The organism is Halorubrum miltondacostae, assembly GCF_041379815.1.
GTDB classification, from domain to species: Archaea; Halobacteriota; Halobacteria; order Halobacteriales; family Haloferacaceae; genus Halorubrum; species Halorubrum miltondacostae.
Genome location: NZ_JBEDNY010000004.1, coordinates 148614 through 173487, shown reverse-complemented (window position 1 = coordinate 173487; position 24874 = coordinate 148614). Strand labels below are relative to the sequence as shown.

21 protein-coding genes are annotated in these 24874 nt (G+C 67.8%); 13 read left to right on the top strand and 8 right to left on the bottom strand.

Going from position 1 to position 24874, the window contains the following annotated elements; genetic code table 11:
* Positions 1 to 105 precede the first annotated feature (105 nt).
* Entirely contained in the window at positions 106 to 795 is a 690-nt protein-coding gene (locus tag ABNG04_RS12940; RefSeq protein WP_371162822.1) for a hypothetical protein, read from the top strand.
* Positions 792 to 1427: a DUF2238 domain-containing protein gene (locus tag ABNG04_RS12935; RefSeq protein ID WP_371162821.1), complete on the top strand. Its 636-nt coding sequence runs from the start codon at positions 792 to 794 to the stop codon at positions 1425 to 1427. The genes ABNG04_RS12940 and ABNG04_RS12935 overlap by 4 nt, the downstream gene beginning before the upstream one ends.
* Positions 1428 to 1452: 25 nt before the next feature.
* Here the strand turns inward: ABNG04_RS12935 and ABNG04_RS12930 are convergent, their stop codons facing one another.
* Both ABNG04_RS12930 and aroA read right to left on the bottom strand, forming a co-directional pair.
* Positions 1453 to 2604: an ArsA family ATPase gene (locus ABNG04_RS12930; RefSeq protein WP_371162820.1), complete on the bottom strand. Its 1152-nt coding sequence runs from the start codon at positions 2602 to 2604 to the stop codon at positions 1453 to 1455.
* Between the two features lie 446 nt (positions 2605 to 3050).
* Entirely contained in the window at positions 3051 to 4448 is a 1398-nt protein-coding gene (gene aroA / locus ABNG04_RS12925) for a 3-phosphoshikimate 1-carboxyvinyltransferase (RefSeq protein WP_371162819.1), read from the bottom strand.
* Between the two features lie 125 nt (positions 4449 to 4573).
* Here aroA and ABNG04_RS12920 point away from each other — a divergent pair, with 125 nt between their 5' ends.
* Positions 4574 to 5101, top strand: coding sequence for a multiprotein bridging factor aMBF1 (locus ABNG04_RS12920; protein ID WP_371162818.1), 528 nt, complete (start codon positions 4574 to 4576; stop codon positions 5099 to 5101).
* 45 nt (positions 5102 to 5146) lie between these two features.
* On the opposite strand, the gene ABNG04_RS12915 is transcribed toward ABNG04_RS12920, so the two are convergent.
* Positions 5147 to 5926 (bottom strand): DICT sensory domain-containing protein, encoded by a 780-nt coding sequence (locus ABNG04_RS12915; protein ID WP_371162817.1) that lies wholly within the window; start codon positions 5924 to 5926, stop codon positions 5147 to 5149.
* A 150-nt stretch (positions 5927 to 6076) separates the two neighbouring features.
* Here ABNG04_RS12915 and tpiA point away from each other — a divergent pair, with 150 nt between their 5' ends.
* The 5 genes from tpiA (at position 6077) to ABNG04_RS12890 (ending at position 11331) form a co-directional block, all read left to right on the top strand.
* Positions 6077 to 6721 (top strand): triose-phosphate isomerase, encoded by a 645-nt coding sequence (gene tpiA, locus ABNG04_RS12910; protein WP_371162816.1) that lies wholly within the window; start codon positions 6077 to 6079, stop codon positions 6719 to 6721.
* A 213-nt stretch (positions 6722 to 6934) separates the two neighbouring features.
* Positions 6935 to 8851: a molecular chaperone DnaK gene (dnaK, locus tag ABNG04_RS12905; RefSeq protein ID WP_371162815.1), complete on the top strand. Its 1917-nt coding sequence runs from the start codon at positions 6935 to 6937 to the stop codon at positions 8849 to 8851.
* 82 nt (positions 8852 to 8933) lie between these two features.
* The gene (gene dnaJ, locus ABNG04_RS12900; protein ID WP_371162814.1) at positions 8934 to 10100 is read left to right on the top strand and encodes a molecular chaperone DnaJ; all 1167 of its coding nucleotides are present in this window, start codon (positions 8934 to 8936) and stop codon (positions 10098 to 10100) included.
* A 73-nt stretch (positions 10101 to 10173) separates the two neighbouring features.
* A complete protein-coding gene (locus ABNG04_RS12895) occupies positions 10174 to 10494 on the top strand; it encodes a cupin domain-containing protein (protein ID WP_371162813.1) in 321 nt (106 codons plus the stop codon).
* An 84-nt stretch (positions 10495 to 10578) separates the two neighbouring features.
* The gene (locus tag ABNG04_RS12890) at positions 10579 to 11331 is read left to right on the top strand and encodes an acyl-CoA synthetase family protein (protein WP_371162812.1); all 753 of its coding nucleotides are present in this window, start codon (positions 10579 to 10581) and stop codon (positions 11329 to 11331) included.
* A gap of 27 nt (positions 11332 to 11358) precedes the next feature.
* On the opposite strand, the gene ABNG04_RS12885 is transcribed toward ABNG04_RS12890, so the two are convergent.
* Genes ABNG04_RS12885 through ABNG04_RS12865 form a run of 5 tightly spaced genes read right to left on the bottom strand, consistent with a single transcriptional unit; the run spans position 11359 to position 17864 of the window.
* Positions 11359 to 12693 carry an ABC transporter ATP-binding protein gene (locus ABNG04_RS12885; RefSeq protein ID WP_371162811.1) on the bottom strand — a complete coding sequence of 445 codons (1335 nt, stop codon included), beginning with the start codon at positions 12691 to 12693 and terminating at the stop codon, positions 11359 to 11361.
* On the bottom strand, positions 12686 to 13750 hold the full coding sequence (locus ABNG04_RS12880; RefSeq protein ID WP_371162810.1) for an ABC transporter ATP-binding protein: 1065 nt from the start codon (positions 13748 to 13750) through the stop codon (positions 12686 to 12688). Before ABNG04_RS12880 ends, ABNG04_RS12885 begins: the two co-directional genes overlap by 8 nt.
* Positions 13750 to 14934, bottom strand: coding sequence for an ABC transporter permease (locus ABNG04_RS12875; RefSeq protein ID WP_371162809.1), 1185 nt, complete (start codon positions 14932 to 14934; stop codon positions 13750 to 13752). Before ABNG04_RS12875 ends, ABNG04_RS12880 begins: the two co-directional genes overlap by 1 nt.
* Positions 14935 to 14948: 14 nt before the next feature.
* Positions 14949 to 15923, bottom strand: a complete 975-nt coding sequence (locus ABNG04_RS12870; RefSeq protein ID WP_371162808.1) for an ABC transporter permease — start codon at positions 15921 to 15923, stop codon at positions 14949 to 14951.
* 42 nt (positions 15924 to 15965) lie between these two features.
* Positions 15966 to 17864 (bottom strand): ABC transporter substrate-binding protein, encoded by a 1899-nt coding sequence (locus ABNG04_RS12865; RefSeq protein WP_371162807.1) that lies wholly within the window; start codon positions 17862 to 17864, stop codon positions 15966 to 15968.
* A gap of 687 nt (positions 17865 to 18551) precedes the next feature.
* Between ABNG04_RS12865 and ABNG04_RS12860 the strand changes: the two genes are divergently transcribed.
* The 5 genes from ABNG04_RS12860 (at position 18552) to ABNG04_RS12840 (ending at position 24792) form a co-directional block, all read left to right on the top strand.
* Positions 18552 to 20309 carry an ABC transporter substrate-binding protein gene (locus ABNG04_RS12860; RefSeq protein WP_371162909.1) on the top strand — a complete coding sequence of 586 codons (1758 nt, stop codon included), beginning with the start codon at positions 18552 to 18554 and terminating at the stop codon, positions 20307 to 20309.
* A gap of 87 nt (positions 20310 to 20396) precedes the next feature.
* Complete coding sequence (locus tag ABNG04_RS12855; RefSeq protein ID WP_371162806.1) at positions 20397 to 21353, top strand: ABC transporter permease; 957 nt, start codon at positions 20397 to 20399, stop codon at positions 21351 to 21353.
* A complete protein-coding gene (locus ABNG04_RS12850; RefSeq protein ID WP_371162805.1) occupies positions 21346 to 22398 on the top strand; it encodes an ABC transporter permease in 1053 nt (350 codons plus the stop codon). Before ABNG04_RS12855 ends, ABNG04_RS12850 begins: the two co-directional genes overlap by 8 nt.
* Positions 22398 to 23474, top strand: coding sequence for an ABC transporter ATP-binding protein (locus ABNG04_RS12845; RefSeq protein WP_371162804.1), 1077 nt, complete (start codon positions 22398 to 22400; stop codon positions 23472 to 23474). Before ABNG04_RS12850 ends, ABNG04_RS12845 begins: the two co-directional genes overlap by 1 nt.
* The gene (locus tag ABNG04_RS12840) at positions 23467 to 24792 is read left to right on the top strand and encodes an ABC transporter ATP-binding protein (protein WP_371162803.1); all 1326 of its coding nucleotides are present in this window, start codon (positions 23467 to 23469) and stop codon (positions 24790 to 24792) included. The genes ABNG04_RS12845 and ABNG04_RS12840 overlap by 8 nt, the downstream gene beginning before the upstream one ends.
* The last annotated feature ends 82 nt before the right edge of the window (positions 24793 to 24874 follow it).

Genomic DNA, 24874 nt, shown 5'->3' with positions numbered 1-24874 from the left:
GGGCGTCCGTTCGGCGGCCGTTTCGGCCACCTCCGGTGACTCGGCCGGAGTTCCCCGCCGATCCCGAGCGACATCTTATAACCCTCCCCGTCCCCCGTACTGGACATGGACGGAGATCGCCGCCGCGACGCCGAGACCGGCTCCGAGGCGGACGTCGGCGACGGGGAGTCCAGCGAGGATCTGGCCGGCACGCTGGGGGCCGTCGAGGACCGACTGACGCGGCTGGTCCGCGACGGCCGGCTCAACGCGGTCGCCGCGTGGGCGATGATCGCGGTCCTGGCCGGCGTCCTCGTCGAGAGCGCGCTCGACTACGACGTGCTGTCGGCGGTGATTATCAGCGGCCTCGGCGCGGTGGTGCTCGCCCCGACCGCGGCGGCCCGGGACTGGCGGGCGATGCTCCCGGCGGAGCTGGTCGGTCTCGCGCTGCTTCCGGTCCTCGTTCGCGCGCTTTTCGGCGGCGAGCCGGGGACGTTCGCGACGTACGTCGCCATCGCGGCGCTGGCGCTCGTGATCGCCGTCGACCTCCACATGTTCACGACGCTGCGGCTCACCCACTGGTTCGCGGTCGGCTTCGTCGTGATGGCCACGCTGGCGACGGCGGCGGTGTGGACGGTGCTGCGCTGGAACCTCGACCAGCGCGTCGGCACCGCGTACCTGACGACGAACGACGCGCTGATGATCGAGTGGATGTACGTCACGCTGGCCGGGCTCGTGGCCGGACTCCTCTTCGACGGCTACTTCCGGGGGCGGGGACGCCGCCTGCGTCGGGTCATCCGCCGGGTGGTGCGGCGATGACGCTGCTCCCGCGGCCGTCGCTCACGTCGCAGCGCCGGCTCACGGGCGCGATGCAGGTACTCCTCGTCGCCATCGTTATCTACGGGTACCTCGCGGGCGAGCAGAAGGCGATCAGCAACGGGATCATCGCGCTCCTCGTCACGCTGGTCCCCGCGACGCTCGAACGTCGGTACGACCTCCCGCTCGACCCGTGGCTGGCCCTGTGGATCACGACAGCCGTGTTCCTCCACACGGTCGGGTCGGCGGGGTTCTACGCCCGGGTCGAGTGGTGGGACCACATGACCCACGCGCTATCGGCCTCGCTGGTCGCCGCGGCCGGGTACACGACGCTCCGGGCGGTCGACCTCCACAGCGACGGGATCCGGATCCCGTCGCAGTTCGCGTTCGTCTTCATCGTGCTCATCGTCCTCGCGTTCGGCGTGCTCTGGGAGCTGTTCGAGTTCGGCTTGGACGTCGTCGCGACCGAGACCGGCATCGACATGCCGCTCGCGCAGTACGGGCTCGACGACACCGTGCTCGACCTGATGTACAACACCGCGGGCGCGGTGCTCGTCGGGCTCTTCGGACAGGCGCATCTCACGGGCGTCGCTGAGTTGGTCCGAGACCGACTGCTGGGGAGCGCGGCCGAGTAAGGTCAGCGCGCCGGTGTCGGGACGCTCAGTCCAGACAGGCCGCCACGACCCGCAGCGCGGCCTCGCCCCGCACTTCGTTCGCGAGCAGCGGGACCCGCTTCACCTCGCGGGCGCGGAACAGGTCGGTCGCCTCCCGGAGCGCGTTCTGTTGGACTTCCCACCGTCGCGCGCAGAACTCGCAGGTGTCGGGGTTCGGCTCGACCACCCAGTCGGGGTCGATCCCGGCCCCGTCCTCGCCGGTGACGTCGCCGACCCCCTCCATCACGCGGTTGACGACGAGCGTGTTCACCGGAATGCCGAACTCGTCGAGCCGCGCGACGAGCCGCTCGGACTCCACGACGCTCATCTCTTCGGGGATCATCACGACGCGGAAGTCGGTCTTCGCCGGGTCGCGCAGGACCGCGCGGAGCCGCTCGATGCGCTCGCGCAGCTCCTCGAGGTCGGCGGAGGGGTCTGGGTCGTCGTCGCCACCGCCGAACATCCCCTTGATCCCGTCCATCATCCCGGAGAAGCGCTGGCGGAGCTTCATCACGCGGCCGAGCATCGAGTCCATGATCTCCGGCAGCTGGAGCAGGCGGAGCGTGTGGCCGGTCGGCGCGGTGTCGACGACGACGCGGTCGAACCGGGGGTCGTCGAGGTACTCCAGCAGCTGGCGCATCGCCGCGGCCTCGTCCGCGCCGGGCATCGTCCCGCCGAGGAGCCCGCCGAGCCCCTCCTCGCCGTCAGCCGCGCCGTCGCCGCCCATGCCGCCCATCGCGTCGCCCATCTCGCCGAGGCCGCCGAGCGGGTCGCCGTCCGCCCCGAACATCCCCTCGTCGACCGCAGCGTCGGGGTCGATCTCGGCGGCGTACAGGGGTACGTCCTCGCGGATCCGCGCCGGCTCGGCCGGGATCTCGGTCTCGTAGGTGTCGGACAGCGAGTGGGCCGGGTCCGTGGAGACGACGAGCGTCCGGACGCCGCCCGCGGCCGAGGCGAGCCCCGTCGCGGCCGCCATCGTCGTCTTCCCCACGCCGCCCTTCCCGCCGTACAGCACGTAGTCGGGTGCGTCGACGCCAGCGGGGAGGTCGGCGAGCTCATCGTCGACGGTCAGTGCCTCGTCCGTCTCCGCGGGCTCGACTGTGCCCTCACCTTCGGGCTCGTCGACGCGGTCGACGGGCTCGACGTCGATGTCGTCCATGTCTGCGTGTCGTTCCGGCGGGCTTGTGTACCCGTCGGTCCCGATGGGACGCGGTCCCCGTAGTAACGGTATTCGAGTTTCCAGCCGGTCGGCCATAGGCAGTGGCGTGCGGATCGACGGAGAACACTGCCAAAGCCCCAGCCGCGAGGCGGGCACACGCTCGCTGTGCGCTTCAGTCGCTCACTGCGTTCGCTCCCTCCAGTGCTTGCGTCGCCTGTGCCCGCCTCGCGGTTGCCCCTTTCAGTCCACCCCCCACCGCACAGCAACCGCACCTCACGCCTCCCCAGCCTCGCGGTTCGCGCTCTTCGAGCGCTCACCTCGTCCAGCGAGGGACCAGAGGTCCCTCTGGCAGCCGGCGCGTAGCGCCGGCGACCTCGTGCGTGCGACTCGCGCCCTGTGGGCCCTCGTCGGCACGCGCCATTGTACTTCAGTTTAGCTCCCGGTCGTTACTCGCCCGCGCCGTCGCGCTCCACGCCCATCCCGAGGTCGGCCACCGCGTCGAAGAAGCCGGGGAACGAGACGTCGACGTGCTCGGCGCCCCGGACCATCGTCGTCCCCTCCGCGGCGAGCGCGGCGACGGACAGCGCCATCACGATCCGGTGGTCGGCGCGGCCGTCGACGGTCGCGCCCCGGAGGTCGCTCTCGCCGCCGTGGACCGTGAGCACGTCCCGCTCCTCGGTCGTCTCGGCGCCCATGGCCGCCAGCTCCTCGGCCATCGCGGAGACGCGATCCGTCTCCTTGTAGCGGACGTGTTCGCAGTTCTCGATGCGCGTCTCGCCGTCGGCGACCGCACCGAGCGCGGCGATCGTCGGGAGCAGGTCGGGCGTGTCACCCACGTCGACGGTGACCCCGGAGAGCTCGGCGCGCTCGACCGCGATCTCGCCGGCCTCCCGGTCCCACTCCACGGGCGCGCCCATGCGCTCAACGATCTCGACGATCGCGGCGTCGCCCTGCGCGCTGGGCCGCGCGCCCTCGATCCGAAGCGACTCGCCGGGGGCGGCCGCGACCGCGCCCGCGCCGAGCAGGTACGAGATGGAGGAGAAGTCGCCGGGGACCGCGTACGTCCCGTCAGTCGGGGCGTACGTCTGGCCGCCGGGGACGGTGAAGCCGGCGGCCCCCGCGGCCCCGTCGAGTGGGTCGCCCGCCTCGTCGACCGGCGTCGCCTCGACCCCGAAATCGGCGAGCAGTTCGAGCGTGATGTCGACGTACGGCGCGGACTTGAGCGGCGTCGTGAGGTCGACTTCGACCCCGTCGTCGGTGACCGCGCCGGCCATCAGCAGCGCGGTGACGTACTGCGAGGAGACGTCGCCCGGGATCGCGACCTCGCCGCCGCCGAGGGGGCCGGCGACGACGAGCGGAGCCTGCCCGTTCGACCGCGTCGACTCCGCGCGGACGCCGAGGTCGGCGAGCGCGTCGAGCAGGGGGCCCTGCGGCCGCGAGCGGAGCGACCCGTCGCCGGTCAGCACCGTCGCCCCGTCGGCGAGCGCGGCCGCGGCGGTGACGAGCCGCATCGTCGTCCCCGAGTTCGCGCAGTCGATTACGTCGTCAGGGACCGCGGGCCGGCCGCCGAACCCCTCGACCGCCAGCGCGTCGGCGTCCGTCAGATCGAGGTCGGCCGCCTGGGTCGCCGCCGCGCCGTCCCCGGCACCGTCGGCGGGCGCGACGGACCCGCCGAAGGCGGCCACGGCCCGGGCAGTCGCCCGCGTGTCGGCGGAGACCAGCGGCGATTCGACGGTCGCCCCGTCGCTGTAGCCCGCCGCGAGCAGCGCGCGGTGGGTGTAGCTCTTCGACGGCGGCGCGCGGGCGGTCCCTCTGAGCGTCGAGCGCGTGACGCGGACGTCCATACGCTCCTTGCCCGCCGCGGCGACAAGTCGGTACCGACCGCGGCACGATTGCGACGCCGGCCGGGCGGGCCGCGCCGCGAGGCCGCGGCACACCCTTTATACCACCGGGAACGTTACCCTCGCGTATGCCCCAGTGTGAGATGTGTGGCGCCGAGGAGGCCTCGCTGACGACGACGAAGGTCGAAGGCGCCGAACTGGAGCTCTGTAGCTCGTGTACGGACTTCGGCACCGAGGTCCGCGACGAGTCGACGAGCTCCGGCGGCGGCAAGTACTCCACCAGCTCCAGCACCGGGAAGTCGTCCTCGTCGTCCGGGTCCTCCGGCTCCGGCGGCTCGTCGGGGAGCTCGACTCGCCCCCGCGACATGTTCGACGACATGGACGAGATCGCCACCGACTACGACGAGCTGATTCGCGAGGCCCGCGAGTCGCGGGGGTTGAGCCAGGAGGAACTGGCCGACCAGCTCAACGAGAAGGCGAGCCTCATCCGCAAGCTCGAACGCGCCGACACGCTCCCGACCGACGAGGTCCAGCGCAAGCTCGAGCGCGCGCTCGACATCTCGCTGGTCGAGGGGCAGTCGACCGACGACGCCGACTGGGAGACGGACGACGCCGGCACGATGACGCTCGGCGACGTCGTCAAGCGGAAGGACTGAGCCGCGACGACGCTCCGACCCTGCCGTACTCGTTATTCCCGGTCCTCAGACGGTCGCGCCGCCGTCGTCCGTCTGCTCCGATCCGCCGTACCGCTCGGTCAGGTAGTCGATGATGTAGTCGACGGTCTCGGGATCGTAGCTCCAGAACCCGTAGAACTCGCCGGGCGCGCGCTCCTCGGCGAGCAGCGCGCACTTCGCGTCCTCGTAGCCGCCCCCGTCGTACGCGACGAACCACGTCTCGCGGATCTCGGCGGTCTCGCCGACGTGGACGGTGTAGGTGCCGACGTCCGGCGCGTCGCCCTCGCCGGCGGCGTACGCGTGGACGTCGAGCCGGTCCTTCTCGCCGAGCAGGTCGTAGGTGTCCGCCTCCCCGGTGAGGACGTCGAGGGTCTGGAACCCCGCGTGGAGCTCCCCGTCGCCGACTCGCCAGGCGCGGTCCTCGATCTCTCTCGAGGCGGCGACCATGTCCTCGCGGGAGTAGGAGGTAAACATCGTCTCGTCGAGGTGGTCCAACACCGGGCTCCCGACGCGCTCGCCGCCGTGTCGTCCGGTTTCGGACTCGTCGCCTCCCTTGGACGACCCGGCCTCTCCGTCGTCGCCCCGGCCGGGCAGCAGTTCGTCGACGGTCACGCCCGTGACGAACTCGCCGTCCCGCGCCAACACGGCGAACTCCTCCGGCCCGGAGGCGGTCTGGTCGTCGACGATCCGGACGTTGCGGTCGGCGAAATACTCCCGGAGCTCCTCCGTAACCGCCGGATCTGCGTTGAACACGGTCAGCGTGGCCTCGTGGGCTTCCACGCCGGCGATGAGCTCGATGAGGGACATCCCTTGCCGGACCCACAACAGCGGGGTATAAGGTCGTTTCTGCTCTCCGGGCCGTGAGCGCGCCTCCGGCTCCGGGGCGCGCCGCAGGTGTCGACGGGGAACGCGCCGCGAAGCACGAACATATTTGCGCTGCGCCGTCCGAGTGAGCGTATGTTCATCCTGGTGAACCTCAAGGCGTACCCGTGCGATCCGATCGAGGTAGCGACCGCGGCCCGCGACGTGGCCGAGGCGTCCGGCGCGCGCATCGCCGTCTCCCCGCAGGCGGCCGACCTCGCTCGCGTCGCTGAGACGGGCGTCGAGACGTGGGCGCAGCACGTCTCGCCGAACGAACACGGGTCGCACACGGGGTCGACGCTCGCCGAGGCAGCGGCCGACAACGGCGCCGAGGGAACCCTGATCAACCACTCGGAGAAGCGCCTGAAGCTGGCCGACATCGACGGCTCCGTTCAGGCGGGGGAGCGCGCCGACCTCGAGACGATCGTCTGCGGGAACAACCCCGCCCAGATCGGCGCCGCCGCCGCCCTCGGTCCCGACGCGGTCGCCGTCGAGCCGCCGGCGCTCATCGGCGGCGACGTCTCCGTCGCCACCGCCGACCCCGGGATCGTCGAGGACGCGGTCGCGGCCGCGGAGGCGGTCGACGACGACGTCGACGTGTTCTGCGGCGCGGGCGTCTCGACCGGCGAGGACGTCGCGGCCGCCGGCGACCTCGGCGCGGCCGGCGTTCTGCTGGCCTCCGGCGTCGCGAAGGCCGACGATCCGGCGGCCGTGCTCGAGGACCTCGTTTCCGGCATCTGAGCCGGCGATCGCGGGTCGGTTCGCGTCCGCACTCCGGTGCGATCCCCCATCAGTGAGTTCGGACCGGCGCTGCCTTTGCGGATCGGCATAAAAACATCGATGTGAGCGAGTCACACGATCGAGAAACCGCACGACTGCGGCGGCTTTCTTCTCCCGGAGAGATCGCGGCGTCTAGTAACCTTTAACCGAAACAAGCCGCTATCTGTGACCAAGATGGCGAGCAACAAAATTCTCGGTATCGACCTCGGTACCACCAACTCCGCGTTCGCGGTGATGGAGGGCGACGAGCCCGAGATCATCGCCAACGCCGAGGGCGACCGGACGACGCCCTCGGTCGTCGCGTTCGCCGACGACGACGAGCGTCTCGTCGGCAAGCCGGCGAAGAACCAGGCCGTCCAGAACCCGGACCGCACGATCCAGTCGATCAAGCGGCACATGGGCGAGGACGACTACACCGTCGAGATCGGCGACGAGGAGTACACCCCAGAGCAGGTCTCGGCGATGATCCTCCAGAAGATCAAACGCGACGCCGAGGAGTACCTCGGCGACGATGTCGAGAAGGCGGTCATCACCGTCCCCGCGTACTTCAACGACAAGCAGCGCCAGGCGACGAAAGACGCCGGCGAGATCGCCGGCTTCGACGTCGAGCGCATCGTCAACGAGCCGACGGCCGCCTCCATGGCGTACGGGCTCGACGACGAGTCCGACCAGACCGTCCTCGTGTACGACCTCGGGGGCGGCACGTTCGACGTGTCCGTCCTCGACCTGGGCGGCGGCGTCTACGAGGTCGTCGCCACCAACGGCGACAACGACCTCGGCGGCGACGACTGGGACGAGGCGCTCATCGACCACCTCGCCGACGAGTTCCAGAACGACCACGGGATCGACCTCCGCGACGACCGGCAGGCGCTCCAGCGCCTGAAGGACGCCGCTGAGGAGGCGAAGATTGAGCTGTCGAACAAGAAGGAGACCACGGTCAACCTCCCGTTCATCACCGCGACCGACAGCGGCCCGGTCCACCTCGAGCAGTCCGTCACCCGCGCGACGTTCGAGAACCTTACCTCCGACCTCATCGACCGCACCGTCGAGCCGACCGAGCAGGCGCTCGCCGACGCCGACTACGCGAAGTCGGACATCGACGAGGTCATCCTCGTCGGCGGTTCGACCCGGATGCCGCAGGTCCAGGAGAAGGTCGAGGAGCTCGTCGGGCAGGAGCCGAAGAAGAACGTCAACCCCGACGAGGCGGTCGCGCTCGGCGCGGCGGTCCAGGGCGGTGTGCTCTCCGGCGACGTCGACGACATCGTGCTGCTCGACGTGACCCCGCTCTCGCTCGGGATCGAGGTGAAGGGCGGCCTCTTTGAGCGGCTCATCGAGAAGAACACCACCATCCCGACCGAGGAGTCGAAGGTGTTCACCACGGCCGCGGACAACCAGACCTCCGTCAACGTCCGCGTCTTCCAGGGCGAACGCGAGATCGCCGAGGAGAACGAGCTGCTCGGCGCGTTCCAGCTCTCCGGTATCCCGCCGGCGCCGGCCGGGACCCCGCAGATCGAAGTCTCGTTCAACATCGACGAGAACGGCATCGTCAACGTCGAGGCCGAGGACCAAGGCTCGGGCAACGCCGAGTCGATCACCATAGAGGGCGGCGTCGGCCTCTCCGACGACGAGATCGAGGAGATGCAAGAGGAGGCCGAGAAGCACGCCGAGGAGGACGAAGCCCGCCGCGAGCGGATCGAGGCCCGCAACGAGGCCGAGACGACGATCCAGCGCGCCGAGACCCTCCTCGAGGAGAACGAAGAAGAGCTCGACGACGACGAGCTCGTCGCCGACATCGAGGCGGCCATCGAGGACGTCGAGGACGTGCTCGAAGACGAGGACGCCGAGACCGACGAGATCGAGTCCGTCACCGAGGCGCTCACCGAGGAGCTCCAAGAGATCGGCAAGCAGATGTACGAGGGACAGGCCGCGCAGGCCGGTCCGGGCGGCGCGGGCGGCGCCGGCCCCGGCGGCATGGGCGGTGCCGGTCCGGGCGGTGCGGCGGGCCCCGGCGGCGCCGGTCCCGGCGCCGACGCAGACGACGAGGAGTACGTCGACGCCGACTTCGAGGACGTGGACGACGACGAGGAGTAACCCCCTCCGACCCGCTCCCCGGACGTCCGACCCTGCCGCTTAAACCGACCCGTCGATCAACACAACCTAACGAACGTAACGCATGAGCGAAGATTTCTACGATGTCCTCGGCGTGTCGCGGGACGCCAGCGAGGAGGAGATAAAGAAGGCGTACCGCAAGCAGGCCGCAGAACACCACCCCGACGTCAGCGACGACGAGAACGCCGAGGAGCGATTCAAGAAGATCCAGAAGGCCAAGGAGGTGCTCACCGACGAGCAGAAGCGCCAGCAGTACGACCAGATGGGCCACGATCGGTTCACGCAGGCCGACAAGCGCGGCGCGACCGGCGGCGGCGCCGGTCCGGGCGGGGCCGGCGGTCCCTTCGGCGGCGCCGGCGGGGCCGGTGGCGCCGGCGGGTTCGAGGACATCTTCAACCAGTTCTTCGGCGGCGGTCGCGGCCGCGGCGGCGGTGGCGGCGGCAACCGCCCGCGGCAGGGCCGCGACCTCAAGACCGGCCTGACGATCGACCTCGAGGAGGCGTTCCACGGGGCGACCAAGGAAGTCACGCTCACGCGACCGACCGAGTGCGACACCTGCGACGGCGCGGGCCACCCCCCGGACGCCGACGTCGAGACGTGTCCGCAGTGTAACGGTCGCGGACAGGTCCAGCAGGTCCAACAGACGCCGCTCGGCCGCGTCCAGCAGACGTCGACCTGTCCCCGCTGCGAGGGCGAGGGCGAACTGTACAGCGAGGACTGCGCCGACTGCGGCGGCGACGGCGTCGTCCGCGAGGAGGCGACGCTGTCGGTCGAGATCCCGGCGGGGATCCGCTCCGGGCAGAGCCTCCGCATGGAGCGCGAGGGCGCGCCGGGCGAGAACGGCGGCCCGAAGGGCGACCTGCTCATCGAGGTCGACGTCGACGTCGGCGACCGGTTCGAGCGCGATGGCGACGACCTCCGCGTCAACGAGGCAATCTCCTTCCCGCAGGCCGTCTTCGGCGACACGGTCGAGGTGGAGACGGTCGACAGCACCGTGGAGATGGACGTCCCCGCCGGTACACAGAGCGGCGAGACGTTCCGGCTTCAGGGCAAGGGGATGCCGCGGCTTCGCCGTCGCGGCCACGGCGACCTCTACGTTCAAGTCGCCGTCGTCGTCCCCGAGTCGCTCAACGACGAACAGCGCGAGGCGCTGGAGACGTTCGCGGAGGCTGGCGGCGAGGACATCGATGTCGGCGGCGGCTTCTTCGAGAAGCTGAAGAGCTCTTTCTGAGCACCGTTCGCGGCGTCGCGCCTCTTCTCCCGCGGCCCGTAGCTTTTCCGTCCCTCGCGACGACGGCCGACGCATGGGCTACGACACGACGGCCTACAGCGACGTGGGACCGCGCGCGCCCGGGATGTTCTTCCTCCGGGAGGCGCTCGACTGCGAGCGGCTCGGCGCGACCGTCGTTGAGGCCGACGATGGCTGGGAGGGAGTAGAACACGATCACGGCGACGCCGACCACGAGGAAGTGTACCTGCTGCTCCACGGGGAGGCGACGCTCACCGTGGACGGGGACGCCGTCGACCTCGCGCCCGGCAACGCGGTCCGGGTCGACCCGGGGTCCACCCGCGACCTCGCCTTCTCGGCCGACGGCTCGAAGATGGTGATCGCCGGCGCGCCCTGACGGCGCCCCGACGCGGTCCGGCCGGGCCGCGGGGTCCCTCCGCGACGCCGTAGCGTTAAGACGCGCGGCGTTCGAAGATCGGACATGGACCTCGTCGGCGATCTCCTCGCGCGTGACCGGCGCACCCGCGACCCGGCGCTCGTGACCCCGGACGGCCGGGAGCGGACCTACCACGATCTGATCACGAACGGCTACAAGGCGGCGAACGTGCTCCGGTACCTCGGCGTCCGGGCCGGCGCGACCGTCGCTGTCGAGCCGACGGCCGGGTTCCACACGACCCTTGCGTTCCTCGGCGCCGCCGCCGTCGGCGCCCCGGTCCGGTTCGACCCGGAAGCGGGAATCGACGCTGGCGACCGCGTCGTCCTCGCTCCGGTCGCGACCGCCGACGCGCTCGATCCGGCCCCCGGGACGAACCTCGCCGCGTTCGGCGGCCCGCCGGACCGCCCCGACACGACGCACTGGGAGAAGGAGCTGTGGAGCGAGAACCCGGGGATGCCGCCGAGCGAGGTCGCCCCCGACGACCCCGCCGTCCGCGGCGCGGACGGGGACGTCAGCCACCGCGACCTGTGTTCGCTCGCCGCCGCCGCGGTCGAGACCGCCGACATCGGCGACGAGACGCACGTCGTCCTCAGAATCCCCTTCTCCGACCCCTCGGCGCTCGCCGCCGGCCTCGTCGCCCCGCTCTCCGCCGGCGGAACGGCGGTGCTCGCGGCGGCTGGTGACGAAGAAGCGAAGAGCGACGACTCCCGCGGCGACGTGGCGATCGCCCCGGCGGCCGCGACGGTGCCGGAGCCGCGGCGGCTCGACCCCGCGTCGATAGCGCCGACAGCGGAGTGACCGGCCTCGACTCCGGCCGGCGTCGAGTCAGTCGTCCGCCGGGTTCGGCTCCGCGGCCGCCCGTCCCTCGTGCCGGAGACAGGCGGACTCGTGGCCGGGCGCGTGGACCGTCTGTTCGGGTTCGCGCTCGGCACACGGCGTCGTGATCGCGTCTGACAGAATCGTTCCGGCCTGCTCCGAGTCGCCCTCGATCAGGAGGTCGAGCGCCTCCGAGAGCGTCCGTTCGAGGTCCGGGTCGCTGACCGTCTCGCTGATGTCGAACTCGCGGCGGATCTCCGCTCGGACCTCGGAGTCGGTCGGCTCGGCCCCAGATCCGGCGATGTTCTCTCGCACCTGTTCGACGTCGACCTGGTCGATGCCGACCTTGTCGCGGAAATTCAACAGCCCCCGCCAGTCGTCCTGATCGATGTCCAGCCCGTCGGGCTGGATCACCTTGTGACACCGCGTGTGGAACCGGCAGCCGCTCGGCGGGTTCGTCGGGCTGGGGACGGTGCCCTTCAGCTCGATGCCGCCGACGCTGGCCCGCGGGTCCGGCGTCGGAATCGAGGACAGCAGCGCCTCGGTGTAGGGGTGTTGCGGGTCGGTGAAGATCTCCTCGACCGGCCCGATCTCGACGATCTCGCCGAGGTACATCACCGCCACGCGGTCACAGACCTGACGGATCACGGACATGTCGTGGCTGATGAACAGCAGCGACAGGCCGAACTCATCTTGAAGATCGTTGATGAGCGAGAGGATCTCCGCCTGGATGGAGACGTCGAGGGCGCTCACCGGCTCGTCGGCGATGATCAGGTCCGGGTTCAACACCAGCGCCCTGGCGAGCGCGATCCGCTGCTTCTGCCCGCCGGAGAACTCGTGCGGGTACCGGTCGAGGTCGTTCGCCGAGAGCCCGACGCGCTCGAGTAAGTCCTCGACGATGGCGCGACGCCGGTGACGGTCGCTCATCCCGTGGATCTTGAGGAGCTCGCCGACCGCGTTCCCCACAGACACCCGCGGGTCGAAGCTCGAGGACGGGTCTTGGAAGATCATCTGGGCGCCCCGCCGGAACTCCATCATCTCGTCGTCGTCGAACTCCGTCACGTCGTTGGGGTGGGTTCCGTCGGGGTCGCGCGTCGCGCCCTCGCGACCGTTCCCGTTGAAGATGACCTCTCCCGCGGTCGGCTTCTCCAAGTGGATGACGGAGCTCGCGGCGGTCGACTTCCCGCAGCCGGACTCGCCGACGAGCCCGAGCGTCTCGCCCTCCTCGATGTCGAAGCTGATCCCGTCGACGGCGCGGGCGGCGCCGACCTTCCGGTTGAACAGCCCCTTCCGGATCGGGTAGTGCTTCTTCAGGTCGCGCACCGAGAGCAGCGGCTCAGTCATCGGCGGAACCCACCTCGCTGTCGCCGTCGGCCGCTCCCGTCTCGTCGCCGGGGCCGAGCCCCTCGCTGCGGACTATCGAGGGGTTGCCGCCCGGTCCGTAGTGGACGCAGGAGACCTCTTGGCCCGGCGCGACCTCTATCCCCTCCGGCTGCTCGCCGGTGCGGCACGCCTCCTCGGCGTACTCGCAGCGGGGCGCGAACCGACAGCCGTCCGGCGGGTCGTGCGGGTCGGGGAGCGTCCCCGGTATTCCGCCGCCCGTGCCGCCGAACTCCGGGAGACACTCCAACAGCTGCTGGGTGTACGGGTGTCCCGGGTGGTCGAAGATGTCGAGGACGTCGCCCCGCTCCATCACCTTCCCGGCGTACATCACGACGATCCGGTCGGCGATCTCCGCCACGACGCCGAGGTCGTGCGTGACGAACAGGACCCCCATCTCGAACTCCTCTTGGAGGTCGTCGAGGAGGCGCAGGATCTGCGCCTGGACGGTCACGTCGAGCGCGGTCGTCGGCTCGTCGGCGATGAGCAGGTCTGGGTCCCCGACAAGCGCCATCGCGATCATCACGCGCTGTTTCTGCCCGCCGGAGAACTCGTGCGGATAGTCGTCGAACCGCGAACTGGCGTTCGCGATCCCGACGCGGTCCATCAGGTCCACCGCCTTCGCGCGGGCCTCGTCGTTGGAGACGTCCTGGTGGATCTGGAGCGCCTCGGTGATCTGCCACCCGACGGTGTAGCAGTGGTTCATCGCCTCCTGCGGGTTCTGGAAGATGTGTGCGATCTCGTTGCCCCGGATCTGCCGGAGCTCCGACTCGGGGATCGACAGCAGGTCGCGGCGCTTGTACCGCACGGTGCCCTCGATCTCTCCCGGCGGCGTGTTGATGATCTTGGTGATCGACTCCGTCGCGACCGTCTTGCCGGAGCCCGACTCGCCGACGATACAGACCGTCTCGCCGGTGTTGACGGTGAAGCCGACCCTGTCGACGGCGGTGAGGGTTCCGTTGTCGGTGCTGAACTTCGTCGTGAGGTTCTCGACCTCGAGTAGTGGTTGGTCGTCGGCCATTATTCGCTCTCAGCCTCCGCTTCGGGGTTCAGCGCGTCCAACAGCGCGTCGCCGAGGAAGTTGAACGCGAGGATGGTGAAGAACAGCACGATACCGGGCGCGAGCACGATCCACGGGGCGAACGAGAGGTCGCTCCGGCCCGCGGAGATGAGCTGTCCCCACGAGGGGACCGCCGAGTCGCCGATCCCGAGGAAGGCGAGCTGCGCCTCGGCGAGCAGGAAGCCGGGGATGAGCAGCGTGAGCTGCGTGATGATGCTGCTCGCCGCGTTCGGCACGACGTGTCCCCGGATCACTTGATAGGTGCTTGCGCCGCTGATGCGGCTCGCCTTGATGAACTCCTCCTCGGATATCGACAGCGACTTGCTCCGGATGTAGCGCGCGGTCCCGCCCCAGGCGAACAGCGAGAACACGACGATGAACATCCCGAGCCCCGCGCCGTAGATGTACAGGATGAGCAGGAACATCAGGAACGTCGGGAACGAGAGGATGATGTCGACGAACCGCATCATGATCTCGTCGATCCATCCGCCCGCGTACGCGCTCAGCGTCCCGAACGAGATTCCGATCGTGGCAACGATTGTCGTCGTGATGAACGCGATCTGCATGCTGATCGTCATGCCGTAGACGATCATCGTGAACACGTCCTTCCCGCCTTGCGTGGTCCCGAGCGGATGCTGCCACGTGCCGTAACACCGCCCGTTCATCACCTCGCCGACGCAGGTCGCCGGCGTCGTGTCGACGACGGAGGTGAACACCGGCGGCTGGTAGCCGATGAGCAGTTGCTGCTGGGGCGGGTCCATGATCAGCGGGCCGACGAGCCCGCCGACGAACACGATGCCGAGCCAACCGAGGCTCACGACCGCCGGTCGGTTCCGCTTGAACTCCTTCCAGTAGTACCGCGTCATCCGCGGGTTCTGGTACAGCGGCAAGGCGAGGTACCAGAAGGCCAACAGCAGCGTGAAAATGAAGAAGAAGTCAAGACTCTCCAAGTTCCGCTCGAGGCCGATGAACTCGAAGGTCGCGGTGCGTGGCCCGGTGAACCCCCAGCTGTACACACCGAGCAGCGTGAGCGGGAGGGCGGTCAGCAGCATCCCGATCGAGTTTATCGATAGATCGAACCGTCCCGACCGCGAGAGGTCGTTCCAGTCCACGTTGTCGAACCGTTCGGACTCTTCAGTTGCCATTGTTCTCGGTTATGTTACCTGTCATCGTAGCTGATCCGCGGGTCGAGTACGGTGAACACGAGGTCCTCGATCAGGTTCCCGATGACGGCGACGAAAGTGAAGAACAGCGTCGTCCCCAACACGAGGTTCGTGTCCTGTGCGAGCAGCGCCTCGTATGTCATCCGTCCGAGCCCCGGGATCGAGAACACGACCTCGACGAGCAGCGACGCGCCGAGGAACAGCGCGAGGAGCTGCCCGACGAGCGTCGTCGAGAGCGGGACGAGCGTCGGCCGCATGACGTGGTACGCGTACGCGCGGAGGGGTGAGACCCCCTTCGCTTTCGCGGTCTTCATGAAGTCGGCGTTCTGGAACTCCGCGGACTCGTTCCGCGAGACGCGCATCACAGCGCCGATCGACCCGGTGACCAACACGAACACCGGGATCGCCAACTGGATCGCGTTCTGTATGCTGAACACTGGGACGCCCGTCTTGTAGGTGATCGGGATCCACTCCAGCCACACGCCGAAGATCAGCAGCAGAATGATCCCGAAGAAGAAGTTCGGGATGGCGTAGCCGAAGAACGCGAACCCGGTGGCCGCGTGGTCCTTCCAGCTGTACATGTTCGCGGCCGAGTAGACGCCGACGAGCGGCCCCAAGATGACCGTGAGGATCGTCCAGGGGATCGAGTACTGCGCGGTGTAGTACAGCGCCTGCGTGACGGCTTCCATCACCGGCTGACTGCGGCTCACGGACCAGCCCCACTCGAGCGTGTACACGTTCCGGATGAAGTCGAAGTACCGGACGTAGAGCGGCTGGTCGAGCCCGCGTAGCTCGCGTACCCGCTCGGCCGCCTCCGTCGGATCGCCGCCTTGGAGCGCCGCCTGCGTCGCCGCCCGCTGGACGGCCGGGTTCGGCGCGGCCGAGAGCAGCAGGAACGTGACCGTAACGATGATGAGCGATACAACTGCTGCCCAGAGAACCCGAGCGGTGACGTACCTTCCAAATCCCATGTGATGTGTAAGTCGATAGGGTGAGAACGGGGTGGCTCGATCTTACTCGTCCGTCGACGGGTAGAACTCGGACCAGCGGGGCTGCCAGGTGAAGTGAGAGGAGGCGAGTCCGCGGTAGACCCCTTGGATCAGCTCCTCTTTCCCGATCGCCGCCGCCATCGCCTGACGGAACGGAACGAGCTGGAACATGTTTCCCGGACCGGTGTTCCACCCGTTCGCGCGCTGGTTCACGGAGATGATCGTGTTGTACGGCGTGGGAACCTGTCGGACCGTCACGTTATCGTCTTCGCTGTACGACTCGTACTGCTCGGGCGGGATCGCGGCGGAGTCGGCCTCGCCGGTCTCCAAGGCACCGAGACGGGACGCCTGCTCCTTGACGACGCTGATCGACGCCTCCTCGAACAGCGGCCCCTCGGAGAACAGGTCGGGCCCCTCGTCGATGTCACGGAGGTAGTACTCGTCGTTGCGGACGTACTCGGTACCCGAGCCGCGGTTCCACTCGGTGAGCTCGAACGCGCCGAGGTTCCCGGTGAACTGGAGTTCGAGCAGCTCCTCGTCCTGCTGGAGCCCCTCGACGTCCTCCTCCTCCACGTACGGTTCGAGGAGGTCGCGCGGAATCGGGTAGAGGTACGGGTCGTACGTCTGGGGCCACAGCACGTTCGACGTTTCCAGCGTCGCCTCGAATTCGAGTTCGCCGGTCTGCTCGACCTCGACGCCCTCCCAGCTGTCCGAATCGGCGGTGTTCGCCCAATCGGCCTGCTGGACCTCCTGGATCTGATAGACGAAGTCTTCGGCGGTGACCTGCCCGTACGGCTCGCTGAACTGGAGGTTATCGCGGAGTTCGAACGTCCACACCTTGCCGTCCTCCGTGGACATGTCGTACAGCAGCGGGAAGTACTCCTGATCCTCGTCGAATGTGTAGCCAGGGTCAATCGCGCGCTCGATGGCCGTTCCGGCCCCGGACTCGTTGTTGTACAGCGGATTCAGCGTGTTGAAACTGGCTCCCGTGACCGTGTCGTACGAGCCCGACACGCTGGGGTCGTCGATGTGCCACGCCGGAAGGTTCCAGCCGTTCGAGAAGTTCTCGATCGGACCGGTAAGGTCGGGGTTGTACCCGATGAGATCGTCGCCCAGCGTGAGCATGATGTAGGGCTGTTCGCGCGCGAGGTTCGCGAAGATGTCCACGAACGCCTGCCGGATCTCGTCCCGACTCGTCGCCTGCCTCGCCTGCTCAAACAGAGACTCGACGTCGAACTGCGGGTAGTAGCCGACCGGGTTGAAGTTTGCGTTCGCCCCGTCGAAGAACGTCTGGTTCGTGAGGGGGTTGAGCGGGTACGTGTTCAGCCCGAAGTTGACCGACATGTCCCACGCCTCGTTGCTCGTGACCGAGCGCGGTCCCGGATTCCGCGGTCCGGGGTTCGACCACTCCACCTCTTCGCCGTTAACCGTATCCGTCCCGCCCTGGGGCTCGCCTGAGTAGTACTCGTTACTGAACCGAGTCCCGTCGATCGCTTCCGGAGTGACGCTGGCCCCGAGGTTGTTCTCGAGCTCCTGTGCGATGAACTCCGCGAGGAGCTTGTTGGTCTCTGAGGCGGCGCTGTGATAGATGTCGATCTCGACTTGGTCTCCTTCGGGGTTGATCATGGTGTCCCCGTCGAAGCCGTAGTCGTATTCCGACTCCTCGAACGCCTCCCGCGCCAGGTTGCGGGCGACCTCCGGTCCGTAGAGGTCGCCGACCCCGAACCGGGGGAAGTCGGGAACCTCGACTTCGCCGCCCTCGCCGCCACCGCCGTCGCCGCCGTCCGTTCCGTCGGAGCCGTCGCCGCCGTTTCCGGAACAGCCGGCCAGCGTCACCGCGCCCGCGAGGCCGAGTGCGGAGAGCCACTGTCGCCGGCCGACGTGCCGGGAATCGTTGCGATCTTCCATGCCGCGACGTAACATACCACATGCTATGGACGAGCATACAAAAAGCTTCAGACACCGTACCATATACCCGTCATATCCGTCGAATTCGGCCAAACCTGAGCACTCAGTAGCCTCAGTTCGACGTTTCGAAGCTGTGTTGTGTGGGGAACTCTCACATCGGCCGTCTCGAACCGCACGACGGGGCGCCTGCCAGTACGGCCGTCTTCGCTCCCCCCGAACCCGACATCGCCACACACCACCCGCGTCAGACAGAAATCAGGTGGCGTCACGCTCGTGACCGCACCGCTCTCATTTCAGATCGTAAATATTATTTCAATCCGTAATTATTGTTCATGTTTTATTTTCACTCTGTGAGTACAAAAGATTGTACTTCAAAACCATAATTGGAGAATAAATTGAACTTATCCAATTATGTGCCCCTCACGCCGTTCACCGACGTATCGCAACATATTACAACAATCAGTTGTAGCATGTTGTATGCCAAGCCGGCACAACTCATCGGACAGTAATCGACAGATAAATCGCCGAAACGTCATCGCCACCATCGGAGCGGCCGGGGCGGCCAGCCTGGCCGGGTGCGGCGGCCAGTCGGGCGGTGACGGCGGCGACGGTTCCGACGGCGGCGACGGCGGTGACGGGAGCGAGCTCTTCCCCCTCGACGTTCAGCTCGAGGTCAACGCGGACAACAGCGACCGGCTCCAGATGGTCGAGCTGATCGCCGAGTCGATGGAGCAGACCGGGTATTTCAACACGACCGTCGAGACGTACGAGTGGAACACGTACGTCGGCCGCGTGCTCGACCCTGAGTACCAGAACAAGGGGTTCGTCCCCTGTATCGGTCTTTCCGGGACGTTCAACCCCGGGAGCTTCTGTAACGCTCTCCACCACTCAAGCAACATCGGCGCGTGTTGTAACCTCAACGGCATCTCCGACTCCGAGCTCGACGAGCTGATGGACTCCGCCCGGTACGGCGTCGACGTCGCCGAGGACGCCTCGCTGCGCGCGGAGCGGTACGACGAGGTCTGGAACTACCTCGCCGAGGAGCGGTACAGCTCGATCACCCACTTCAACCTTGAGACCTCCGTCTCGAACACGGACCTCCACGGATTCGAGATGTGGCCCTTCCAAGAGGGAATGTACAGCTACAACATGTTCGCCCCGCAGGACGAGCAGATCATGTGGGTCGACCGCGACAACGTCGCGGGCGACTCCGACCTCTCGGACCTCAGCGACGGCGGCACGCTCTCGCTCGCGGTCGGCGCGAACATCGAGTCGTTCGACCCGCCGCACAGCAGTGACACGACGTCGACGCTGGCGCAGAACTTCCTCTTCGAGGGGCTGACCACCAGCGACACGCAGGGGAACGTCTACCCGTGGCTCGCCGAGAGCTACGAGCTGCTCAACACGAACAGCATCGAGCGGACGGCGTACGCGGACTACATGTCGACCGTCGGCACGACCGAAGAGGGTGCCATCGACACGGACGAGCAGGTCATCATCCAGCACCCCGAGGACAGTCCTGCCGAGGACGACGAGGTCCGCGTGCTGCTCCCCGAGGACGCCACCGAGGCGGCCGAGGACGGCACCTTCGGCATGCAGTACCGGTACAACCTCCAGGAGGGCGTCGAGTTCCACAACGGTGACGAGCTCACCGCGGACGACGTTATCGCGACGTACGAGTACGTCGAGAACTCCGTGCTGGCCCCGCAGACGTTCGACTCGCTGCTGACCGCGGTCAAGGTCGACGAGTACACGGTCGACCTGTACGCGCAAGTCCCCGACGCCGAGGCCGAGCGCGAGCTCCCCGGACTGCTCATCCTCAACGCCTCGCAGATCGAGGCGGTCGAGAAGGGCAACATCGACCCGCGCGAGGGTAACGTCCCCGTCGGTACGGGCCCCTACGAGTTCTCCGAGTTCGAGGACGCCCAGTACTACGAGGTCACGAAGTTCGACAACTACTGGACCGAGCAGAAGGGCGTCAGCGAGGCGTTCAGCTGGTTCGACGGCTCCGACGAGTTCCCGGACGGCCCCGTCATTGACGGCTTCGAAGTCGAGATCGTCCCCGACAACTCCACCCGCTCGGGTGCGCTCCAGAACGGGGAGATCGACTCCACGTACGGGCTCAACACGTCGACGCTCGACGACTTCGACTCCTCCGAAGAGTTCCTCGTCTACAGCGTCGAGACCGGCGGCTACGAGTACATCCAGTACCCGGTCAACGTCGCGCCGTTCGACGACGCCCGGGTCCGCCAGGCGATCAACCACCTGATCCCGCGCGAGCGGATCGTCGAGAACGTCTTCAGCGGCTACGGCCGTCCGGCGTGGACCCCCATCCCGCAGCTGGCACAGGGGAGCGGGACCGTCGACGCCGAAGCGCTCGAAGAGGATCTCAAGCCGATGAACGAGTACGACATCGAGCGCGCTGAGGAGCTGCTCGAACAAGTCGCCGCGGACAACTGAGGCGCTCCGCGGACACCCCGTTTCGACACAACAAATGACTCTGTTCCACTTACTGACAACTGAACCCCCCACGGCAATCACGCAACGATGAGCCTCCAACGTTTCATCCTGAAGCGAACGCTGTCGATAATCCCGATCATGTTCGGGGTATCGGTGATCACGTTCGGGATGTTCCACCTGACCCCCGGTGACCCGGTCACCCAGCTCGTCGCACTGAACCCCGACGTGACCGCGGCCGAGGAGGCCGCGCTCCGCGAGCGGTGGGGACTCTCCGGCCCGGTGTGGCAGCAGTACCTCGACTGGATCTCGAACGTGCTCGTGGGCGACTTCGGGCTGGAGCTCCAGACGGGCCGCGAAGTGTCCGACATCATCTGGAGCCGGCTCCCGGAGACGATCGCGCTCGGGCTCTTCGGGTGGGCGTTCGCGCTCGTCATCGCCATTCCGGCTGGGATCTACGCGGCGATCAACAAAGACAGGCTCGGAGACACGATCAGCCGCTTCCTCGCGCTGTCCGGGATCTCGATCCCGAACTTCTGGCTCGGGCTCATGCTGATCCTGATCTTCTCGCTGTACTTGGGGTTGTTCCCGGTGCTCGCGCCGTCGCGGCAGTCGCTGCTCTCCCCGGAGATGCTGTGGTACCTGACCCTCCCGGGAGTTACCATCGGGACCGCGTCCGCGGCGAGCATCATGCGCGTGATGCGGACCTCGATGACGGAGGAACTGAACAAGGAGTACGTCACCGCCGCCCGCGCGAAGGGGCTCCCCGAACGGACGGTGATTCTCAAACACGTCCTGCGGAACTCCCTAATCTCGGTCGTCACGCTCGCGGCGACGCTCACGGCGTCCATCGTGGCCGGTTCGGTTGTCGTGGAAGTCGTGTTCAACTGGCCGGGGCTCGGGCGGGAGTTCATCGACGCGATCAACCAACGCGAGATCAACGTCGTCATGGCGATCACCCTGTTCACCGGGTTCTTCGTCATTCTCGCGAACCTCGTCGCTGACATCGTGTACGCGGCGCTCGATCCGAGGATCCGATATGACTGACAGGAACATACACGAGGACCGCGGTCGGATCCAGGTCTCCGGCTTCGACTCGGACCGCGTCCGAAACCGGGACCAGATCTCCGACTGGACCGACGAATCGAGCGGCGAAACGGTCGGCCGGTGGCGGCGCGGGTTCCGCAAGTTCAAGCGGAACCGCTCCGCGATGGGCGCGCTCGTCATCGTCGCCGTGATGGCGCTGGCGTCGTTCTTCGCGCGTCCCGTCGAGATGTTCGGCGTGGTCGTCCAGCCGTTCTCGCTGGCCCCGTACGACCCCACGACGATCCTCTACCTCGGAGTCGACTCGAGCGTGAACGTGTACGACCCACCGTCGTGGCAGTACCCGATGGGCGTCGACGGCTCCGGCCGCGACCTGTTCTCGCGGCTCCTCGTCGGCGGCCGGTACAGCCTCTCGATCGGCTTCATCGTCGTCGGGCTCACCGCGTCGTTCGGCCTGATCTACGGCTCCATCTCCGGGTACTACGGCGGGAACGTCGACGAGCTGATGATGCGGATCGTCGACACGATCTTCGCGTTCCCCGGCCTCATCCTGGCGCTCATCATCGTCGCCATCCTCGGCGGCGGGTACTGGCAGCTCGTCTTGGCCTTCAGCCTCTTCGGCTGGGCGGGGTACGGCCGCCTCGTGCGCGGGGAGGTGCTGAAGATCAAGGAGAACGAGTACGTGCTGGCGGCGAAGGCGCTCGGCGCGCGCGACCGCTCGGTCGTGTTCAGACACATCGCGCCCAACGCGATGCCGCCGCTCATCGTCCTTGCCTCGCTGCGGATCGGCAGCGTCGTCATCGGCGTCGCGGCGCTCGGCTTCCTCGGGCTCGGGTTAGACCCCAGCTCTGCCGAATGGGGGACGATGCTGAACGCCACCCGGTCGACGCTCATCCAAGGGCCGGGCGGACAGATCCCGTGGTGGGCGACCGTCTACCCCGGTGCGGCCATCTTCATCTTCGTGATGTCAATGAACATGATCGGCGACGGTATCAACGACGCACTGGACGCACAGCAGACGGGTGTCGGTCGCGGGGGTGAGGACTGATGTCCCTGCTTGAAGTGAAGGACCTCACCGTCCGCTTCTACACGCAGGAGGGCGTGGTGACCGCCGTCGACGACCTCTCGTACCGCATCGAGCGGGGCGAGAAGTTCGGCGTGGTCGGCGAGAGCGGCGCGGGCAAGAGCGTGACCGCCCTCTCGGTGCTGCGACTGATCGAGAGCCCCGGACAGATCGAGAGCGGGGAGATCCTGTTCAAGGGCGAGAACCTGCTGGAGATGTCCGAGTCGGAGATCCGCTCGATCCGCGGCAACGAGATCTCGATGATCTTCCAAGACGCGCAGACGGCGCTCAACCCAGTCTACACCGTCGGCGGGCAGATCGCGGAGGCGATCGAGCACCACATGGACTACTCCAGCGAGGAGGCGAAGGCGCGAACCATCCAGCTGCTCGACCGCGTCGGCATCCCGGAGGCCGAAGAGCGGTTCTCCGACTACCCGCACGAGTTCTCCGGCGGGATGCAACAGCGGGCGATCATCGCGATGGCGCTGTCGTGTGACCCCGACCTGATCGTCGCCGACGAGCCGACAACCGCGCTCGACGTGACGATCGAGGCGCAGATCCTCGACGAGCTCACGGAGCTGGCCGACGAGTTCGACACGTCGATCCAGCTCATCACCCACGACCTCGGCGTCATCGCCGAGGTCTGTGACCGCGTCATGGTGATGTACGCCGGGAAGCCGGTTGAGAAGGCGCCAGTCGAGGAGCTCTACTACGACCCCAAACACCCGTACACGGTCGGACTCATGAGTTCGATCCCCCGCGTGAACGACAAGCGGGAGCGGCTCCAGACGATCCCCGGGGTGATGCCCGACCTCGTCGAGCTCCCGTCGGGGTGTAGCTTCCACCCGCGCTGTCCGTTCGCCGAGGAGAAGTGTACGCGGACGGAGCCGTCGCTCACCGACGTCGAGACGGGCGAGGAGGCCACGCTCGACACCGAGCACTCCGCCGCCTGTCTGGAGTACACCGAGGGGCTCTCGCAGGGGCTCACGTACTCCGTCGAGACGACCGGCCCGGCGGACGGCGCCGCGGCGCAGTACGTCGAGGGTGATCGCGATGAGTAGCGCCGAGCCGATCCTCCGGGTCGAGGGGTTAGAGAAGTACTACGACTCGACCGGCGGGTTCATCGACACGCTCCTCGGTCGGTCGCAGTGGGTGAAGGCGGTCGACGGCGTCGACCTCGAACTCCACGAGGGCGAGACGCTCGGCGTCGTCGGCGAGTCCGGGTGCGGGAAGACCACGCTCGGCCGGAGCATGCTCCGGCTGATCGAGCCCACGGGCGGCTCCGTCTACTACAAGGGCGAAGACATCACGGACCTGTCCAGCTCGGACCTCCGGAACCTTCGGAAGGACATCCAGTACATCTTCCAGGACCCGTTCTCCAGCCTCAACCCCCGTTTGACTGTCGGCGACATCATCGGGGAGCCGCTCGACATCCACGACATCGCGTCGGGCGAGGAGCGGCAGGAGCGCATCTACGAGCTGCTCGAGACGGTCGGGCTGAACCCGAGCCACGCGAACCGCTACCCGCACGAGTTCTCTGGCGGCCAGCGACAGCGGATCGGGATCGCGCGCGCACTCGCCGTCGACCCCGAGGTGATCGTCTGCGACGAGCCCGTGTCGGCGCTCGACGTGAGCGTCCAGGCGCAGATCCTCAACCTCATGGAGAACCTCCAAGAGGAGTTCGGCCTCTCGTACGTGTTCATCGCGCACGACCTCAGCGTCGTCGAGCACATCTCCGACCGGATCGCGGTCATGTACCTCGGCGAGGTGGCCGAGATCGCTCCGACGGAGGAGGTGTTCCAGCCGCCGTACCACCCGTACTCGGAGGCGCTCCTCTCCGCGATCCCCGAGCCGGACCCGCTCTGGGAGGGCGAGCAGATCTTCTTGTCCGGCACCGTCCCCTCCCCGCTGAACCCGCCGTCCGGCTGTCGGTTCCACACTCGGTGTCCGAAGGTGATCCGCGACGCCGACTACGACCTCCCGCAGGAGACGTGGCGGTCGATCATGGACCTGAAGCTCCGGACGGGAGAGTCGGACTCGGTGGGATCGGTCACGGCGGAGATCGAGACCGAGGGCGGGTCGCGGCTCGACCCGACGGACGCGTCACGTGAGGAGTTCGGCCGGATGGTCCGGACCGAGTTCGACCTCCCGGAGAGCCTGTCGGACGCCGACGCGGAGGCCGCGGTGTCGGAGGCGATCGACCTGCTCCGCGACGAGGACCTCGCCGCGGCGGCGACGACGCTGGACGACGCGTTCACCTCGCCCTGCTCGACGCACGAGCCGGACGCCTACGAGGCGGGCGAGGATCATCACATCTCCTGTCTCCGGTTCGACGAGCGGTTCGACTCCGAGCGGGAGCTGTTTGGTAACGCGGCGTAGTCGGCGACCGTCCGGGCTCGCTCGGCTCCGACGCGCCGACGGTCCGGTTCCGGCGCGAAGTCCCGCACGCGGCGACGCGCAG

Excerpts from the sequence above, each read along its gene's own strand:
- ABNG04_RS12880 (WP_371162810.1), bottom strand. The coding sequence starts at position 13,750 with ATGGCCGACGACCAACCACTACTCGAGGTCGAGAACCTCACGACGAAG.
- ABNG04_RS12895 (WP_371162813.1), top strand. The coding sequence starts at position 10,174 with ATGGGCTACGACACGACGGCCTACAGCGACGTGGGACCGCGCGCGCCC.
- ABNG04_RS12845 (WP_371162804.1), top strand. The coding sequence starts at position 22,398 with ATGTCCCTGCTTGAAGTGAAGGACCTCACCGTCCGCTTCTACACGCAG.
- ABNG04_RS12860 (WP_371162909.1), top strand. The coding sequence starts at position 18,552 with ATGGTCGAGCTGATCGCCGAGTCGATGGAGCAGACCGGGTATTTCAAC.
- ABNG04_RS12855 (WP_371162806.1), top strand. The coding sequence starts at position 20,397 with ATGAGCCTCCAACGTTTCATCCTGAAGCGAACGCTGTCGATAATCCCG.
- dnaJ (WP_371162814.1), top strand. The coding sequence starts at position 8,934 with ATGAGCGAAGATTTCTACGATGTCCTCGGCGTGTCGCGGGACGCCAGC.
- aroA (WP_371162819.1), bottom strand. The coding sequence starts at position 4,448 with ATGGACGTCCGCGTCACGCGCTCGACGCTCAGAGGGACCGCCCGCGCG.
- dnaK (WP_371162815.1), top strand. The coding sequence starts at position 6,935 with ATGGCGAGCAACAAAATTCTCGGTATCGACCTCGGTACCACCAACTCC.
- ABNG04_RS12850 (WP_371162805.1), top strand. The coding sequence starts at position 21,346 with ATGACTGACAGGAACATACACGAGGACCGCGGTCGGATCCAGGTCTCC.
- tpiA (WP_371162816.1), top strand. The coding sequence starts at position 6,077 with ATGTTCATCCTGGTGAACCTCAAGGCGTACCCGTGCGATCCGATCGAG.
- ABNG04_RS12890 (WP_371162812.1), top strand. The coding sequence starts at position 10,579 with ATGGACCTCGTCGGCGATCTCCTCGCGCGTGACCGGCGCACCCGCGAC.
- ABNG04_RS12840 (WP_371162803.1), top strand. The coding sequence starts at position 23,467 with ATGAGTAGCGCCGAGCCGATCCTCCGGGTCGAGGGGTTAGAGAAGTAC.
- ABNG04_RS12940 (WP_371162822.1), top strand. The coding sequence starts at position 106 with ATGGACGGAGATCGCCGCCGCGACGCCGAGACCGGCTCCGAGGCGGAC.
- ABNG04_RS12875 (WP_371162809.1), bottom strand. The coding sequence starts at position 14,934 with ATGGCAACTGAAGAGTCCGAACGGTTCGACAACGTGGACTGGAACGAC.
- ABNG04_RS12930 (WP_371162820.1), bottom strand. The coding sequence starts at position 2,604 with ATGGACGACATCGACGTCGAGCCCGTCGACCGCGTCGACGAGCCCGAA.
- ABNG04_RS12935 (WP_371162821.1), top strand. The coding sequence starts at position 792 with ATGACGCTGCTCCCGCGGCCGTCGCTCACGTCGCAGCGCCGGCTCACG.
- ABNG04_RS12870 (WP_371162808.1), bottom strand. The coding sequence starts at position 15,923 with ATGGGATTTGGAAGGTACGTCACCGCTCGGGTTCTCTGGGCAGCAGTT.
- ABNG04_RS12865 (WP_371162807.1), bottom strand. The coding sequence starts at position 17,864 with ATGTTACGTCGCGGCATGGAAGATCGCAACGATTCCCGGCACGTCGGC.
- ABNG04_RS12915 (WP_371162817.1), bottom strand. The coding sequence starts at position 5,926 with ATGTCCCTCATCGAGCTCATCGCCGGCGTGGAAGCCCACGAGGCCACG.
- ABNG04_RS12920 (WP_371162818.1), top strand. The coding sequence starts at position 4,574 with ATGCCCCAGTGTGAGATGTGTGGCGCCGAGGAGGCCTCGCTGACGACG.
- ABNG04_RS12885 (WP_371162811.1), bottom strand. The coding sequence starts at position 12,693 with ATGACTGAGCCGCTGCTCTCGGTGCGCGACCTGAAGAAGCACTACCCG.